The sequence below is a fragment of the [Clostridium] aminophilum genome (assembly GCF_900101295.1).
Taxonomy (GTDB): Bacteria; Bacillota; Clostridia; order Lachnospirales; family Lachnospiraceae; genus Clostridium_R; species Clostridium_R aminophilum_A.
Genome location: NZ_FOIL01000013.1, coordinates 47,081 through 62,899 on the forward strand (window position 1 = coordinate 47,081; position 15,819 = coordinate 62,899).

The 15,819-nt window shown below is 55.4% G+C and carries 15 protein-coding genes; all 15 read left to right on the forward strand.

Annotated elements, in window-relative coordinates; all coding sequences use genetic code 11:
* Positions 1 to 62: 62 nt before the first annotated feature.
* Positions 63 to 491 (forward strand): hypothetical protein, encoded by a 429-nt coding sequence (locus BMW41_RS05205; RefSeq protein ID WP_074649164.1) that lies wholly within the window; start codon positions 63 to 65, stop codon positions 489 to 491.
* Positions 488 to 1,426, forward strand: a complete 939-nt coding sequence (locus BMW41_RS05210; RefSeq protein ID WP_074649165.1) for a hypothetical protein — start codon at positions 488 to 490, stop codon at positions 1,424 to 1,426. The genes BMW41_RS05205 and BMW41_RS05210 overlap by 4 nt, the downstream gene beginning before the upstream one ends.
* 4 nt (positions 1,427 to 1,430) lie before the next feature.
* The gene (gene cdaA, locus BMW41_RS05215; RefSeq protein WP_074649166.1) at positions 1,431 to 2,312 is read left to right on the forward strand and encodes a diadenylate cyclase CdaA; all 882 of its coding nucleotides are present in this window, start codon (positions 1,431 to 1,433) and stop codon (positions 2,310 to 2,312) included.
* Positions 2,290 to 3,666: a CdaR family protein gene (locus tag BMW41_RS05220; protein ID WP_074649167.1), complete on the forward strand. Its 1,377-nt coding sequence runs from the start codon at positions 2,290 to 2,292 to the stop codon at positions 3,664 to 3,666. The genes cdaA and BMW41_RS05220 overlap by 23 nt, the downstream gene beginning before the upstream one ends.
* A gap of 3 nt (positions 3,667 to 3,669) precedes the next feature.
* A complete protein-coding gene (locus BMW41_RS05225; RefSeq protein WP_074649168.1) occupies positions 3,670 to 3,930 on the forward strand; it encodes an HPr family phosphocarrier protein in 261 nt (86 codons plus the stop codon).
* The gene (locus BMW41_RS05230) at positions 3,927 to 5,387 is read left to right on the forward strand and encodes an O-antigen polymerase (protein WP_074649169.1); all 1,461 of its coding nucleotides are present in this window, start codon (positions 3,927 to 3,929) and stop codon (positions 5,385 to 5,387) included. Before BMW41_RS05225 ends, BMW41_RS05230 begins: the two co-directional genes overlap by 4 nt.
* A gap of 127 nt (positions 5,388 to 5,514) precedes the next feature.
* A complete protein-coding gene (locus BMW41_RS05235; RefSeq protein WP_074649170.1) occupies positions 5,515 to 6,708 on the forward strand; it encodes a pyridoxal phosphate-dependent aminotransferase in 1,194 nt (397 codons plus the stop codon).
* Positions 6,709 to 6,732: 24 nt separating this feature from the next.
* Positions 6,733 to 7,872 carry an AI-2E family transporter gene (locus BMW41_RS05240; protein ID WP_074649171.1) on the forward strand — a complete coding sequence of 380 codons (1,140 nt, stop codon included), beginning with the start codon at positions 6,733 to 6,735 and terminating at the stop codon, positions 7,870 to 7,872.
* A gap of 830 nt (positions 7,873 to 8,702) precedes the next feature.
* Positions 8,703 to 10,181 carry an anthranilate synthase component I gene (trpE, locus tag BMW41_RS05245; RefSeq protein ID WP_074649179.1) on the forward strand — a complete coding sequence of 493 codons (1,479 nt, stop codon included), beginning with the start codon at positions 8,703 to 8,705 and terminating at the stop codon, positions 10,179 to 10,181.
* Complete coding sequence (locus BMW41_RS05250) at positions 10,162 to 10,743, forward strand: anthranilate synthase component II (protein ID WP_074649172.1); 582 nt, start codon at positions 10,162 to 10,164, stop codon at positions 10,741 to 10,743. Before trpE ends, BMW41_RS05250 begins: the two co-directional genes overlap by 20 nt.
* Before the next feature lie 49 nt (positions 10,744 to 10,792).
* The gene (trpD, locus tag BMW41_RS05255) at positions 10,793 to 11,815 is read left to right on the forward strand and encodes an anthranilate phosphoribosyltransferase (protein ID WP_074649173.1); all 1,023 of its coding nucleotides are present in this window, start codon (positions 10,793 to 10,795) and stop codon (positions 11,813 to 11,815) included.
* 174 nt (positions 11,816 to 11,989) lie between these two features.
* Positions 11,990 to 12,787 carry an indole-3-glycerol phosphate synthase TrpC gene (gene trpC, locus BMW41_RS05260; RefSeq protein WP_074649180.1) on the forward strand — a complete coding sequence of 266 codons (798 nt, stop codon included), beginning with the start codon at positions 11,990 to 11,992 and terminating at the stop codon, positions 12,785 to 12,787.
* A gap of 16 nt (positions 12,788 to 12,803) precedes the next feature.
* Positions 12,804 to 13,406, forward strand: coding sequence for a phosphoribosylanthranilate isomerase (locus BMW41_RS05265; protein ID WP_177171168.1), 603 nt, complete (start codon positions 12,804 to 12,806; stop codon positions 13,404 to 13,406).
* Between the two features lie 35 nt (positions 13,407 to 13,441).
* Complete coding sequence (trpB, locus tag BMW41_RS05270) at positions 13,442 to 14,632, forward strand: tryptophan synthase subunit beta (protein WP_074649175.1); 1,191 nt, start codon at positions 13,442 to 13,444, stop codon at positions 14,630 to 14,632.
* A 93-nt stretch (positions 14,633 to 14,725) separates the two neighbouring features.
* Entirely contained in the window at positions 14,726 to 15,499 is a 774-nt protein-coding gene (gene trpA, locus BMW41_RS05275; RefSeq protein WP_074649181.1) for a tryptophan synthase subunit alpha, read from the forward strand.
* The last annotated feature ends 320 nt before the right edge of the window (positions 15,500 to 15,819 follow it).

Consider the following 15,819-nt stretch of genomic DNA (forward strand, 5'->3'; position numbering starts at 1 on the left):
AACGTAATTCGTCCCGCTGCAGACCGGTCCGGAAACTGCAGGAAAATCTTTTGAGGTGCAGTATGCTGAGAGAAGAGAAGATCCGCCGGATGACGGATCTGGCAATGTTTGAGAAGAAAAACGGCAAAAAAGTCCGGGAAGTGTCGGATTTTTACCGTACGGATTATGTGTTCCGCAGCCTTGTGCGCGGTTTTGTCAGTTATACCGTCAGTTTCGTGATGATCGGTATTCTGTTTGTATTTTACAATCTGGATATGGTTCTGGATGACCTGGATATGAAGACGCTGACGGTGCGCGTGACGGTTGCCATCGCCCTCTATATTCTGGGAATGATCACCTATCTTCTGATCGTCGGCGGCGTCTACGGGCGGCGCTACGACCGTCAGGTGACGCTCTGGAAGCAGTATCTGGACATGCTCACGTCGCTGTCGCGCCGTTACGAATACCATGAACGGGCGGAGGAACTGATGAGGGAGGAAAAACGCGGATGACCAATCTGCTTGTTTTAAAAGAAAATCTGAAGGCGGTCTATGCGCGCTGGAGTATCGTGATCGACCCTGCGGTCCGCTTTCTTCTGGCGCTGATGTCACTTTTGTTTATCACACGGTTTACCGGTTATCAGGACAAGCTCGGAAGCATTCTGCTGATTGTCCTGACTTCGGCGGGGTGCGCCTTTCTTCCGACCACGGCCATCACGGCGGTCGCGGGATTTTTCCTGCTGGTCGAGTTTTTTGCGCTTTCTCTGGAGGTGACGGTGATCACCTTTACATTTATCCTGATTGTCATGCTGCTCCTGTTCGGATTTCAGCCGGATTCGATCTGGCTGATTCTGCTGGCGCCGCTGGTGCTGTTTGCCAAAATGCCGTTAGCCATGGCGGTTCTGGTGGGACTTTCCGGGACGCTGGTTTCGGTGATTCCGATGAGCTGCGGCATTTTCGTCTACTACCTGATCATGTATGTCCGGCAAAACAGCAGTACACTGACGGAAAAAGGGGAGGTAAGGGAAATGTCGGAGATGTTTTCCAGAATTCTCCGCGGCGTTTTGTCCAATCCGGAAATGATCGTCATGCTGATTGCAGTCTGCATCACCATGATGGTAACACTTCTTCTGCGCCGGCTTTCCGTCAATTATGTGTGGGAGATCGCGATTGCCGGCGGACTGATGGCGGGTCTCATCGTGATTCTGGCCGGAAGCTACAGCTTCAGCCTTTCCGTCAGCCTTCCGCTCACCGCAGTGTCGGTGGCGGTCAGCGTTCTGGTCGCGATGCTGTACCGGTTCCTTCGTTTTTCGGCCGATTACGGCCGCACGGAGTTCCTTCAGTACGAGGATGAGGACTATTACTATTATGTGAAGGCAGTCCCGAAGGTCAATGTCGCCCGGACGGATGTCAGGGTGCAGAAAATCAATAAAGTTCACAGGAGGTGACACGGTGGGAACGTCATTTTTTTCCGAGCTTTATTCCTGGATTTCGTTTGTTCCGAGGATCGGATTTAAAAATATCGTTGAGATTCTGATTATCACGTTTTTGATTTATAAGATCATCATCTGGATCCGGGATACCCGCGCCAGCGTGCTTTTAAAGGGAATCGGATTTATCTTTGCTTTCTTCGTGTTTGCGGCGGTTCTGGAACTGGACACGATCCTCTGGCTGATGGAAAAATTCTCCGTAATCGCGGTGACCGCGGTGCTGATTATCTTCCAGCAGGAGCTCCGGAGAGCGCTGGAGCAGCTCGGAAGCCAGAAGATGTTCGGCAGTCTCTTCCAGTCGGTGGAGGAGGCACAAAAAGAGGAGTTTTCCGAGCAGACGGTGGGCGAGCTGGTCCGCGCCTGCTTTGAGATGAGCAGGGTTAAAACCGGCGCGTTGATGGTTCTGGAGAGGGAGAGTCCGCTTTCCGAAATCCGGCGCACCGGAATCGACATTGAAGGTCTGGTGAGCAGCCAGCTTCTGATCAATATTTTTGAGCACAACACGCCGCTCCATGATGGTGCGGTGGTGATCCGGGGAAACCGGGTCGCGGCGGCGACCTGCTATCTCCCTCTTTCCGAGAACAATGACATCAGCAAAGCTTACGGCACCAGACATCGGGCCGCCATCGGCATCAGCGAGAACACGGACAGTGTGACTCTGGTTGTCTCGGAGGAGACCGGTCAGGTCTCCGTGGCAATCGGCGGAGCGCTTCAGGAAGCGTCGACGCAGGAACAGCTGAGAGATATTCTGGAGACGCAGATGCTGCGCGGTGAACCGACCGGAAACCGGCATTTCGGTTCACTCTGGAAGAGGAGGAAGCATGAAGGAAATGATTCTGAATAATGCCAAATGGAAACTGCTGGCCCTGGGGCTGGCGTTTATCGTCTGGCTTGGCGTCGTCAATATCGCAAATCCGACGATCACATCGACCCGTGAGGTACAGGTGGAAATCGTGAACGGCGATATCCTTCAGGACGCGAATCTGGCATATGAGGTTCTGGGCAAGAAGACCGCGACGGTCACCTACAAGGTCCGTACGAGGGATGATTACCGGATCAAGACATCGGATTTCCGTGCATATGCGGATCTCTCCGAGATGTATGACGTGACGGGGGCAATTCCCATCCATCTGCAGGTTCTGAACAACGCCTCTCTCATTGACGGCGAAAAGGTTTCGCCGGAGGTGGTGCGGATTCAGACCGAGCCGATGCAGACCAAGGAGTTTACCGTGGTGGCACGGCCGAAGGGAAAAGTCGCTTCCGGCTTTGAGAAGGGAGCGGTATCGCTGGATCCGCAGAAAGTTACGGTTCAGGGACCGCAGTCACTGGTCGGACAGATCAACTCCATCGGCGTGGAATTTGATGTGGAAGGCGCAGAAACGACCGTCGAGACGGACGGAACGCCCGGATTCTACGATGCAAACGGAAATGCCCTTCATCTGAACGACTCTGTACAGATTCTGACGGATTCCGTTCACTGCACCATGGAAGTGCTTCGGCTGAAGGAAGTTCCGCTGAACTTCGTGGTTTCCGGAACTCCTGCGGATGGTTACCGATTCACCGGCGCGGATGCGACCGTGGCCGCGGTCAATGTGGCCGGCGATACCCGGATTCTGGATTCCCTCAGTGAGATCCGGATCCAGACACCGGCGCTGAACGTAGCGGATGCCGAGAAGAATGTGGAGACGGATATCGACATCAGCGATTATCTGCCGGAGGGTGTCACCGTGTCCGGCCTCGACAGCACCGAGATTCATGTGGTTCTGAACGTGAAGAAACTGGATATCCAGCGGTTCAATGTCACCACGTCGGATATCACGCTCACGGGGGAAAACAGCAGTTACCGTTATACGGTGGAGAGCGCGTCCATGGGAATGCGGATTCAGGGACTTCCGGATGTGCTGAAAAAGCTGAAGGTTTCGGATCTGAGCCTGACGGCGGATGTGTCATCCCTCACGCCGGGCGTGCACACGATTACGGTCAAGGCTGAGCCTGAGGACGGATGCGAGATTGTCACCTACCCGTCCGTCACGGTTCATGTCAGCGACGGAAATGACAGCGCAAATGACGATGAGAACAGCGGTTCCGCGGAAGTGGAATCGGGTTCGGCCGGAGAGGAGACAAAAGCTTCCGGCAAAAACGGAGAGAAGAAAACGGAGGAGGATGCGGCGGATTCCGGTGCCGCATCCGGAAACTAAACTATGATCAGTGAACAAGTTATACTCGGCGTTCCGGAAGGTCTTCATCTGAGACCGGCGAACCGCCTGTGCAATATTGCCATCGGATTCCAGTCCAGCATCACGTTCCGGGTCCGGGAATCCGATTACAACGCAAAGAGCGTGCTCAGCACGCTCGGCGCCTGCATTCGGTTCGGCGATACGTTTGAGATCCGCTGCGACGGGCCGGATGAGCAGGAGGCTCTGAAAGCGATGTGTGAAGCGGTCCGGGGAGAACTGACATGATAATCTATCCCATTCTCTATGCGGCGGCGTATCTGGCTTCCGCGGGCGGTCATACGATTCTGGCGGGCCTGGAACTTGGAATCGCCGCCATTTACCTTTTTGCGGAAAGCGTAAAAAGAAGCGGGAGTTTTTGCGATCTGCGGGGCCTCTTTTCCCTGAGTTTCAGCGGGGGAGAGGCCCTTGCTGTCATGCGGCTTTCGTATCTGTCGTCCGAATGGTCTCCGGTTACGTGGCTCTCCTTTTTTGCCGCACAGATGGCATTTCTTACGGCATGGGAACTGACAGGCATCCGGATGGACGGTCGGAATGGATTCGGAATCGCTTCCCCGGGGCAGACGGAAAACGGTGGCTGGAATTCCGGTTTCGGAAGCGGCCGGCGTTCGGCTTTCGGAGGCGACCGGGGAAGAAGCGGAGGACACGGTACCGGAGGTGCTGACTCGGCGCGGCATGCCGTGGCGGCGAGCGCATTTGCCATCGCTGCCGTGAGTTTTCTGAGTTTTCTTTTCGAGGCGTTCCGGCTCGGGTATGTTCCACTCTTTGTCCGCGGCGTTCCGCATGCCTACTCTGAGTTTCATCTCATGGGGGTTCATTACATTACGGTCAGCTGCGTGCTGGTGCCGGGACTGGACATGATATATCTGAAACTCCGGAAGGATGCGGGAGAACAGTTTTCGGTGCGCGTCCGCTCCGTCGGCAGCATCAACCGGTTTCATTTTCTCAACGGCAACATGATCGGGAAAAGAGATCTTTTCTTTGACCGGCTGGCGGAACTCGCCCTTATCCTGTCGCTGGCGGTCCCGCTTCTGTGCGTTTCCCGCTTTCAGATGATGTTCGGAATTCTGATCGCGGTGGCGGTGTACGTCCGGATGTTTGACCGGATCCGCCCATGGATGCTTCCGGCCGCTCTGGCGGTGATCGCAGTTCTCTTTGCGGTGCTTTCCGTCGCGAGAAGCCATGATGCGGCATATCTGAATCAGGTGTTTGAGATGAAGAATGAGCACATGCCGGTCTTTTTCTCGCAGCCGTATATCTATATCGCAAACAATTACGAGAATTTTGATTATATGGTCCGGGCGCTTGCAAAGCACTCGATGGGAGCCAAATCCATGATGCCGCTTCTGACCTTTACCGGCATAAAATTTCTGAAGCCGGAACTGGTGGAATGGCCGATGTATTTTGTGAAGGAGGAGCTGACCACCACCACGATCCTCTACGACGCCTACTATGATTTTGGTATCCCCGGCGTGATACTGTTCTCCGCCCTTCTCGGAGGAGCGGCGCGGTGGATCGCCCATCGGACGGAAAAATGTGAGAATCCGGTGATGTTTCTGATCTACGGACAGGCTGCCGTCTATCTTCTGCTGGCGTTTTTTACGACCTGGTTTTCCCTCCCGGTGACCTGGTTTTATTTCGGTGTCACGGCGGCGGCCGCAATCGCGGTGGGACTTCGAAACTGACGGAAATTATAAAGCAGATTTATGCCTGCCAAAACTCAAGATAATTGGTTATCGGATATAAAAACGGATATAATAGAAATATATAGATAAGAACTGCAGATCCGTTTACTCAGAAAGAGGATATACCATGATATCAGAAAAAATGATGCCGTTACTCCGCAATAATTCCGCGATCCGTATGATGTTTGAGGAGGGCAACCGCCTTGCGGCACTGTACGGACGGGAAAATGTCTATGACTTCAGTCTCGGAAATCCATCGGTTCCGGCGCCGCCGGAGGTCAATCAGGCGATCCGGGACGTGTTGGAGGAGGAAGACACCCTTCTGGTTCACGGGTATATGTCCAACAGCGGATATGAAGATGTCCGACAGGCGATCGCGCAGTCGCTGAATGACCGGTTCGGAACCGGCTTCGGTGCCCGGAATCTGATCATGACCGTGGGCGCGGCCAGTGCGCTGAATATCATCCTGAAGGCGGTGCTGAATCCGGACGATGAAGTGCTGACTTTTGCCCCGTACTTTGTCGAGTACGGCAATTATGTTCGCAACTATGACGGAAAACTGGTGGTGGTTCCGGCGGACACCGAAACTTTTCAGCCAAACCTTGCCGTGTTTCGTTCCATGATCAACAAGCGCACCAAGGCGGTGATCATCAACACGCCGAACAATCCCACCGGCGTCATTTACTCCGGGGAGACAATCCGGAGTCTTGCGACAATTCTGGAAGAGAAGCAGAAGGAATTCGGCACGGAGATTCTTCTGATCTCCGATGAGCCTTACCGAGAGCTGGCGTACGACGGAATCGAGGTTCCGTATGTGACAAAGTTCTACGCCAACAGCGTGGTCTGCTATTCGTACAGCAAATCCCTCTCCCTTCCGGGGGAGCGAATCGGATATGTTGTGATCCCGGACGAGGTCAGTGAGAGCAGGGAGCTGATCGCGGCGGCCGCCATCGCAAACCGTGTCATCGGAAGCGTGAATGCGCCGTCTCTGATTCAGAGAGTGATCAAGCGCTGTCTGAATGCGAAAGTGAATGTCGAAGCCTATGACCGGAACCGCAGTGCGCTCTATGACGGTCTGACAAATCTCGGATTTGAATGTGTGCGCCCGCAGGGAGCGTTCTATATGTGGGTGAAGTCTCCTGTGGAAGATGAAAAGGAATTCTGTGATGTCTGCAGAGAACATCATATTCTGGTGGTGCCGGGTTCCTCCTTTGCCTGCGGCGGATACGTCCGCATCGCGTACTGCGTGAGCTATGACATGATTGAGCGTTCCATGCCGGCATTTGCAAAGGTTGCGGAGAGGTATGGTCTGAACAAATAAAAATCAAGTCCCGGAGGACAGCATATGGATAACGAGCGAAACAGGAAGGACGTCGATCGGGCCCCGGAGGCCGGATCGGACAGGAATCGGCTGATGCTCCTTTCCGCGCGGTTTCTGATACCGATCGCGGAGAAGGCGGGGGTGATTCTGTGCGCCATTTTCCTGTTTCGTTTTTATATGCCTTTCCTGGTCGCCTGGCTGATCGCGATGCTGATTCACCCGCTCGTGCATTTTCTGGAGCGGAAATTCCGGATCGGCAGGAGATACGGGTCCCTGGTCCTGATCGGAACCGTTCTGGCGGCAGTGTTCTATCTTCTGTGGAGGATTGGCCTGTGGGCATATCAGCTTTTTCTGTGGGCGCAGAGACAGTTTCCGGAATTGGCGGAGAAGATTCCGGACCAGTTTCGCGGTTCGGCGCCCGAGATCCGGAAAGTCCTCAGCGTGTTTCCGGACACTCTCGTCTACACGGTGGTCATTCTGGCCGGCTCCTACCTGTTCCTTGTCCACTATGACAGCTGCATCGCATTTTTGAGGAGGCATATGCCGAAACGGTTTACGGCATACGGGATCTTCCTGAAAGGTGAGGCGGGACGTCTGATCGGGGGATATTTCCTCGCACAGTTCAGGATCATGCTGGTGGTGATGGCGGTACTGATTGCCGGATTCCTGATCCTGAAGGTGAAATGGGCGCTTCTGCTGGCTTTTCTCATCTCGTTTCTGGATTTCCTGCCGGTATTCGGAACCGGGACGGCACTGCTTCCGTGGGCTGTATTCTCATTTTGGCAGAACGACTACCGGATGGCGGCGGGGTGTGTGATTCTCTGGGCGGTCACGCAGTTTCTCCGGCAGCTGATTCAGCCGAAGGTGGTGGGAGATACCATGGGACTGTCGCCGCTGATGACGCTTTTCCTCCTTTTTACCGGTTACCGTGTCTGCGGAATCGGCGGAATGATCCTCGCCGTTCCCATCGGAATTTTAATCGGACAGTTCTGGAAGCACGGCTTTTTTGACCGTGAGCGGGAAGCGTTCCGGGAACTGAAAAAAGAGTGGCAACGGATTCTGAGGTCGGAACCGGAGTCCTGTATGGATCCGGAGAAGCAGGAGGATGCAGGAAATGACGATATTCCGTCAGATTATAAACGGGATGAAGAAATGAAATGTTGACTTTCGGTAGAAGATCATGTAATATTTAGACAATTTCATAGAGCGTTTGAAACCGATGACGTGGAGATAACGTATCAGAAGGAATTCACAGAGAGCTGAAGGCGGTGGGATTTCAGCATTATCACCCTGATGCAAATGGACCACAGAGGGCATCGTGAACACGGCGGAGCATCCGCCGCAAGTATTCGATGACGGGAGGACGTCGTTACTGTCCGGGAGTATGATGGTACTTCGCAAAAGTGCACAGCAGGAGGGAACGCCCCAATGCTGTGAATCAAGGTGGCACCGCGCTGAATTCAGATTCAACGTCCTTGAGAGATGATCGGAAGATCTCTCTCAGGGGCGTTTTTTTGTTTCATGGGAAATTTCTCCGAAATTCCCCATGAAACAAAAACGCTCCGCGAGGATGCGCACGCCGCTGTAAGCAAATTCACTAAGCTCGAGAAAACCTCGCTAAGTGAATTTCCATGGCACGCACTAAGCTCGAAAAGACCAGCCGCAGCACGCTATTTCACTAAGCGGCAAAGCCGCTAAGTGAAATATGTGTCGCTAAGAGCTTCGCCAAGGAAGCTGTCACCTAACGGTGACCAGCGGCGGCGCGCAAAGTCCGCAGGTCTCCCCTCAGGACTGAGGGGATGGGGAGACGAAGTCCGCCTGCGGACTTTGTTCCGCGGGCAACGAGCCAAAGCCTGCTTGCGGACTTTGTTTTCACCCCGGACCGGTCGGATAACGCAGAAAGGCTGAGATTTCTATCTGGGAGAGGAGAGTATATGAATATCCAGAAAATACCCGAAATGACATCCGAATATGGGAAAAACCGGCAGAACGGGATGGAGTCGGCACTTCCGGCACTTGATGATGTGCGGAAGATGACCGCGGGAGGCGATTATCACCGGGTTCCGGTCTACCGTGAGCTTCCGGCCGATATGGTTACGCCGATCATGGTGCTCCGGAAGCTGAAAAAGGTGTCCGAGCACTGCTTTATCCTTGAATCCGCAGAGGCACAGGAGCGATGGGGCAGGTATACATTTCTCGGCTACGATCCGACGCTGGAGATCCGGTGCCGCGCCGGAAAGATGAAGATCGGCGCAATCACGGTGGAAACAAGGGATCCCGCTTCCTACATCCGTCAGATCCTGAAGGAGCACAAGGCAGTGCGGATTCCGGAACTGCCGCCCTTTGCGGGCGGGCTTGTCGGATATTTCTCCTACGATTATCTCAAATACGCGGAGCCGACGCTCAGCCTAGACGCAGAGGATACCGAAGAATTCGAGGACATCGATCTGATGCTCTTTGAAAACGTCATCGTCTTCGACAACGTGAAGCAGAAAATCATTCTGATCTCCAACATGAATGTGGATGAAGGTGAAGCGGGTTATCACAAGGCGGAGCGTAATCTGGCAGAGATGCGGGATCTGATTCTCAACGGAACGCCTGCAGAGGACGTGCCGGGCAGGCTGACCTCCTCCATGACGCCGTATTTCGATAAGGAATCCTACTGCGAAATGATCCGGAAGGCGAAGGATCACATCCATGAAGGCGACATTTTCCAGATCGTTCTCTCCAACCGGCTGGAGGGGAGCTTCGAGGGAACGCTCCTCAATACTTACCGGGTATTGCGGACCGTCAACCCGTCCCCCTATATGTTCTATCTTTCCGGAACCGATGTCGAGACGGCGGGGGCATCGCCGGAGACACTGGTAAGGCTGGAGGACGGCGTTCTGCACACATTCCCGCTGGCGGGGACGAGGCGGCGCGGAAAGACGCCGGAGGAGGACCGGGCGCTGGAAGATGAGCTCCTTGCGGACGAAAAGGAACTGGCGGAACACAACATGCTGGTGGACCTCGGCCGAAATGATCTCGGCCGCCTCTCGGAATTCGGAAGCGTTGAGGTGGAGCATTATCATCAGATTCTCCGTTTCTCCCATGTCATGCACATCGGCTCGACGGTGCGGGGAAACATCCGGGACGGCCTGGACGCGCTGGATACGATCGGCGCGGTTCTCCCGGCGGGAACGCTTTCGGGGGCGCCTAAGATCCGGGCCTGCCAGCTGATCAATGAACTGGAGGACAACCGGCGCGGCATCTACGGAGGTGCCATCGGTTATATCGATTTTACCGGCAATATGGACACCTGCATCGGCATACGCCTTGCCTATAAGAAAAACGGAAAGGTTTTTGTGAGAAGCGGAGCCGGAATCGTCGCGGACAGCGTGCCGGAAAAGGAGTATGAGGAGTGCATCAACAAGGCGGCCGCGGTCGTGAGAGCACTGGAGGAGGCAAACGGATATGATTTTGCTGATCGATAATTATGACAGTTTTTCCTACAATCTCTTTCAGCTTGTGGGAAGCATCGAGCCGGAGATCCGGGTCGTGCGGAACGATGAACTGACGGTGGAGGAGATTGCGGAACTTTCCCCGGAAGCGGTGATTCTGTCCCCGGGACCGGGAAGGCCGGCAGATGCGGGTGTTCTGGAAGAAACCGTGCGGAAACTGGGGGACCGGATTCCGATTCTGGGTGTCTGCCTCGGCGAGCAGGGAATCTGCGAAGCTTTTGGCGCGGATATCATCTACGCGAAGAAAATGATGCACGGAAAGCAGTCGATGGCAAAACTGGACCGCTCCTGCCCGCTCTTTGCGGGGCTGCCGGAGACGATTCCGGTGGCGCGGTATCACTCGCTGGCGGTCGATCCGAAGACTCTTCCGGAGGAACTGACGGTGACCGCCACGGCGGACGACGGGGAGGTTATGGCAGTGGCCCACAGGACGTATCCGGTCTACGGCGTGCAGTTTCATCCGGAATCCATTATGACGCCGGACGGAGTGAAGATCCTGGAGAATTTTATCCGCCTTGCAAGGAAAAAGCATTGAGAGCGGGAACCGGACTGCGGTTTGAGAAAGACAGAACAGGGGGAAGACCATGATTAAAGAAGCCATTGAAAAGATCGTAAACAAGCAGGACCTGACCTATGACGAGGCGAAGACCGTGATGCTTGAGATTATGAGAGGAGAGACTTCCATGACACAGAACGGCGCCTTTCTTGCGGCGCTGAGCACGAAATCGGCGAAGGCGGAGACCATCGATGAGATCTCGGGCTGCGCGGAGGCGATGAGGTCTCTCGCGACGCCGGTTCCGCATCCGGGAATGGAAGTGCTGGAGATCGTGGGGACCGGAGGCGACGGAGCGCACAGCTTCAACATTTCCACCACATCGGCCATGGTGATTGCGTCGGCCGGCGTCAAGGTGGCAAAGCACGGAAACCGCGCGGCGTCCTCTCTGTGCGGCACCGCGGACTGCCTCGAAGCGCTGGGGGTCAACATCGCGCAGGATCCGGAAAAGGCGCAGCAGATGCTGAACGATGCGGGATTCTGCTTCCTGTTTGCACAGAAATATCACTCTGCGATGAAATACGTCGGCCCGGTCCGCAAGGAACTGGGATTCCGCACCGTATTCAACATCCTTGGTCCGATCACGAACCCGGCCCGGCCGGAAATGTTCCTTCTGGGCGTCTACGACGAGTATCTGGTGGAGCCGCTGGTAAAGGTTCTGGATTCCCTCGGGGTAAAACGGGCGATGGTGGTTTACGGACAGGAAAAGCTGGATGAGATCAGCGCCTGCGGCCCGACCACAATCTGCGAGCTTCGGAACGGATATTACCGCACCGGTGTGATTCGCCCGGAGGACTTCGGGCTGGCTTCCGGCACCAAAGACGAACTGGTCGGCGGCACGCCGGAAGAAAACGCGGAGATCACAAAGGGAATCCTTGGCGGCACAATCACAGGAACAAAGCGGAATGCCGTGCTGCTGAATGCCGGAGCGGCCCTCTTTGTGGCAGGAAAGGCGGAGAGCATCGGAGACGGCGTAAAGCTTGCGGACGAACTCATCCGCAGCGGAAAGGCAATGAAGACACTGAACCGGGTTGTGGAGTGCTCAAATTCCTGATCATTGAGGGAACGAACGGAAGACATGAACCGAGAGAACGAAACAAACGGAAGGCGTGAACCGAGGGAACGAACGGAGGGCGCGAATCGTGAGAACGCACAGAAGGCGTGAACCGAGAGAACATATGGAAGATATGAACCGAAGAAACGTACGGAAACAGCGATGGGGGCGGGTATGAACATTTTAGAGAAACTGGCGGAACATGCGGCCGAACGGGTGGAAGCGTACCGGAGGGAAATACCGCTTTCGGAGATGAAAGCAAGAGCCATTGAGGCGGCGGACAGGACCGGGAGTGCAGCATTTGCCTTTGAAAAAGCACTTCGGGGAGAGGAGATCCGCTTCATCTGTGAGTGCAAGAAGGCGTCTCCTTCCAGGGGACTGATCGCACCGGACTTTCCTTACCGGAAGATTGCGCAAGAATACGAGTCGGCCGGAGCAGCAGCGGTCTCCGTCCTGACGGAGCCGAAATGGTTTCTGGGACAGGACCGGTATCTTCAGGAGATTGCGGAGACCGTCGGAATTCCTTGTCTCCGGAAGGATTTCACCGTCGATGAATACATGATCTGGCAGGCGAAGGTTCTCGGTGCCGGTGCAGTGCTTCTCATCTGTTCCATCACGGCCGAGGAGGAACTGAAACGCTATCTCGCCATCTGTGACCGGATAGGACTTTCGGCACTGACCGAAGCACACGACGCGGATGAGGTGAAGATGGCGGTTTCCTGCGGCGCCCGGGTGATCGGCGTCAACAACCGGAATCTGAAAGATTTTACCGTGGATATTCACAACAGCATCCGGCTTCGCGAAATGGCGCCGGAAGACGTAATCTTCGTGGCGGAGAGCGGAATCCGGACGCCGGAAGACGTGGAGGAACTCAGGAAGAACGGGGTAAATGCGGTGCTGATCGGAGAACAGCTGATGCGGGCCGGGGATCCGGCGGCGGAACTTCGGCGACTTCGGGGCGGAGAACAGTGAGGACAGGCCGATGACGATGATTAAGATATGCGGATTGCGGGAGATGGAAGAGATCGAGGCTGTGAACCGTCTGGAACCGGACTTTGTCGGTTTTGTGTTTGCCCCTTCCTCCGCGAGGTACATTTCTCCGCAGAAGGCGGAGGAACTCCGGAAAAAGCTTCGGCCGGGCATCCGGTCGGTGGGGGTGTTCCGGGACAGCACACCGGAAGAGATCGAATATGTGACGGAACTCTGTCACGTCGATCTGGTGCAGCTTCACGGCCGCGAAGGAGATGACATAATCCGCCGAATCCAGAAAAAATTCCGGGTCATCCGCGGTTTGGCAATAGAGCGGGAGTCGGACATCCGGCTGGCGGAAAAAAGTCCTGCCGATTACATTTTGCTGGATCACGGTGCAGGCGGCACGGGAGAGTCCTTTGACTGGTCCCTCCTGCAGTCCTGCAGAAGACCGTTTTTCCTGGCCGGAGGTCTCGGACCGGACAATGTGGCACAGGCGATCCGGGAGACCGGAGCCGCGGCAGTGGATGCCAGCAGTCTTCTGGAGACGGCGGGTCGGAAAGATCCCCGGAAGATGGAAGCCTTTGTCCGGGAGGCACGGACATGCCGCAGGAAGGATTGAGCACACGAAGAAGAGAATCATGAGAGGATAAAGCAATGAAGAATGACAACGGAAAATTCGGTATCCACGGCGGACAGTACATTCCGGAGACGCTGATGAATGCGGTGCACGAGCTGGAAGAAGCGTATCACCGTTATAAGGACGATCCGGAATTCAAGAAAGAACTGCAGGATCTTCTGAACGACTATGCGGGAAGACCGAGCCGGTTATACTATGCGGAAAAGATGACAAAGGATCTGGGCGGCGCGAAGATTTACCTGAAGAGAGAGGATCTGAATCACACGGGAGCGCACAAGATCAACAACTGCCTGGGACAGGCGCTGCTTGCAAAGAAGATGGGAAAGACCCGTCTGATTGCGGAAACCGGCGCGGGCCAGCACGGCGTCGCGACGGCGACAGCTGCAGCTCTTCTCGGAATGGAATGCGTGGTTTTTATGGGAAAACTCGACTGCGAGCGCCAGGCACTCAACGTGTACAAAATGAAACTTTTAGGAGCAGACGTGGTTCCGGTGACGACGGGAACGGCGACTCTCAAGGATGCGGTTTCCGAGTGCATGAGGGAATGGACTTCCCGGATCGACGACACCCACTATCTTCTGGGATCGGTGATGGGACCGCACCCCTTCCCGACCATCGTCCGCGATTTTCAGGCGGTGATCTCCCGGGAGATCAAAGACCAGATTCTGGAAAAAGAAGGGCGGCTTCCGGACGCGGTGATCGCCTGTGTCGGCGGCGGTTCCAATGCCATCGGAACCTTTTATCACTTTATCGGCGATGAGAGCGTGAAGCTCATCGGCTGTGAGGCGGCGGGCCGCGGAATCGATACCTTTGAGACGGCGGCTACCATCAATACCGGCCGGCTCGGCATTTTCCATGGAATGAAATCCTATTTCTGCCAGGACAAATACGGACAGATCGCACCGGTTTACTCCATTTCCGCCGGCCTCGACTATCCCGGAATCGGGCCGGAGCACGCACATCTCCATGACATCGGCCGCGCCGAATATGTGCCGGTAACGGACGATGAGGCGGTGGATGCGTTTGAGTACGTCTCCCGCACGGAGGGAATCATCCCGGCCATTGAGAGTTCCCACGCCCTCGCTCACGCGATGAAGATTGCGCCGGCCATGGGAAAGGATCAGATTCTTGTGATCACGGTTTCGGGCCGCGGCGATAAGGACTGCGCGGCGATCGCAAGATACCGCGGTCAGGAGATCCGGGAGTAGGGACCGTTCAGGAGATCCGTGAGTAGGGACTGGCCGGAATACCGTGTGAGCCGGTCCGGCAGAGGATTTGATATTTCAGAAAAGGAGAAGACAGTGAGCAGAATCAGAAATGCATTTAACGATCATAAAGCGTTCATCGCGTTTATCACCGCAGGAGATCCGGATATTCCGACGACAAAGAAAGCGGTCATCGAGGCGGTGCGGAACGGCGCCGATCTGATCGAGATCGGAATTCCGTTCTCGGATCCGACGGCGGAGGGACCGGTGATCATGGAAGCGGACCGGAGAGCGCTGGAAGGCGGCGTGACGACAGACGATATTTTCAGAATGACCCGGGAACTCCGGGAGGAGATCGCCGTCCCGCTGGTCTACATGACCTACGCCAATGTGGTCTTTTCCTACGGAATGGAAACTTTTGCCGCAAAGGCGAGGGAGGCGGGCATCGACGGCGTGATCCTGCCGGACGTTCCGTTTGAGGAGAAGGAAGAGTTCGATGAGGTGTTTGCCGACGAGGGCATCGACCTGATCTCTATGATCGCGCCGACGTCGGGAGAGCGGATCTCGCAGATTGCCAGAGAGGCGAAGGGCTTTATCTATATGGTTTCCTCCCTTGGCGTCACGGGCACGAGAACGGATATTACGACGGATATCGGGAAAATGACGGAGATCGTCCGGGCCAACACCGATATTCCGTGTGCGGTCGGCTTTGGGATCTCCACGCCGGAGCAGGCGGAAAAAATGGCGAAAGTATCGGACGGCGCCATCGTCGGATCGGCGATTATCAAGATTCTCGCACAGTACGGAAAAGAAGCGCCGGAACACATCGGTGCATACGTGAAAGAGATGGCGGAAGCAGTGCACCGCTAAGATAGAGAGCGCATGCGTAAAAAAGACGCAGGAACCGGCTGATGGTTCCTGCGTCTTTTCGGTGCGCCCGGCGGGCGCACGTTCTAAGGGGTGAAAGTCCCTGATCCGCCCGGCAGTGGGAAGGATGCAGCCAGAGGCAAGGGCTCCACCGTGAGGTGTGGGTCTGAAGGAAGCCCGAGGCAAAGCGCTGGCCTGACGAACAGGAATCCCGAACAGGCTGTGAAGCGTGGATGAGGCTGCCAAACAAGCCAAAGTCCAAAAACTGCACGGAACGCCAACAGTAGACGGGACAGGTATAAGTGTGAAAGAACGTGTGGGTA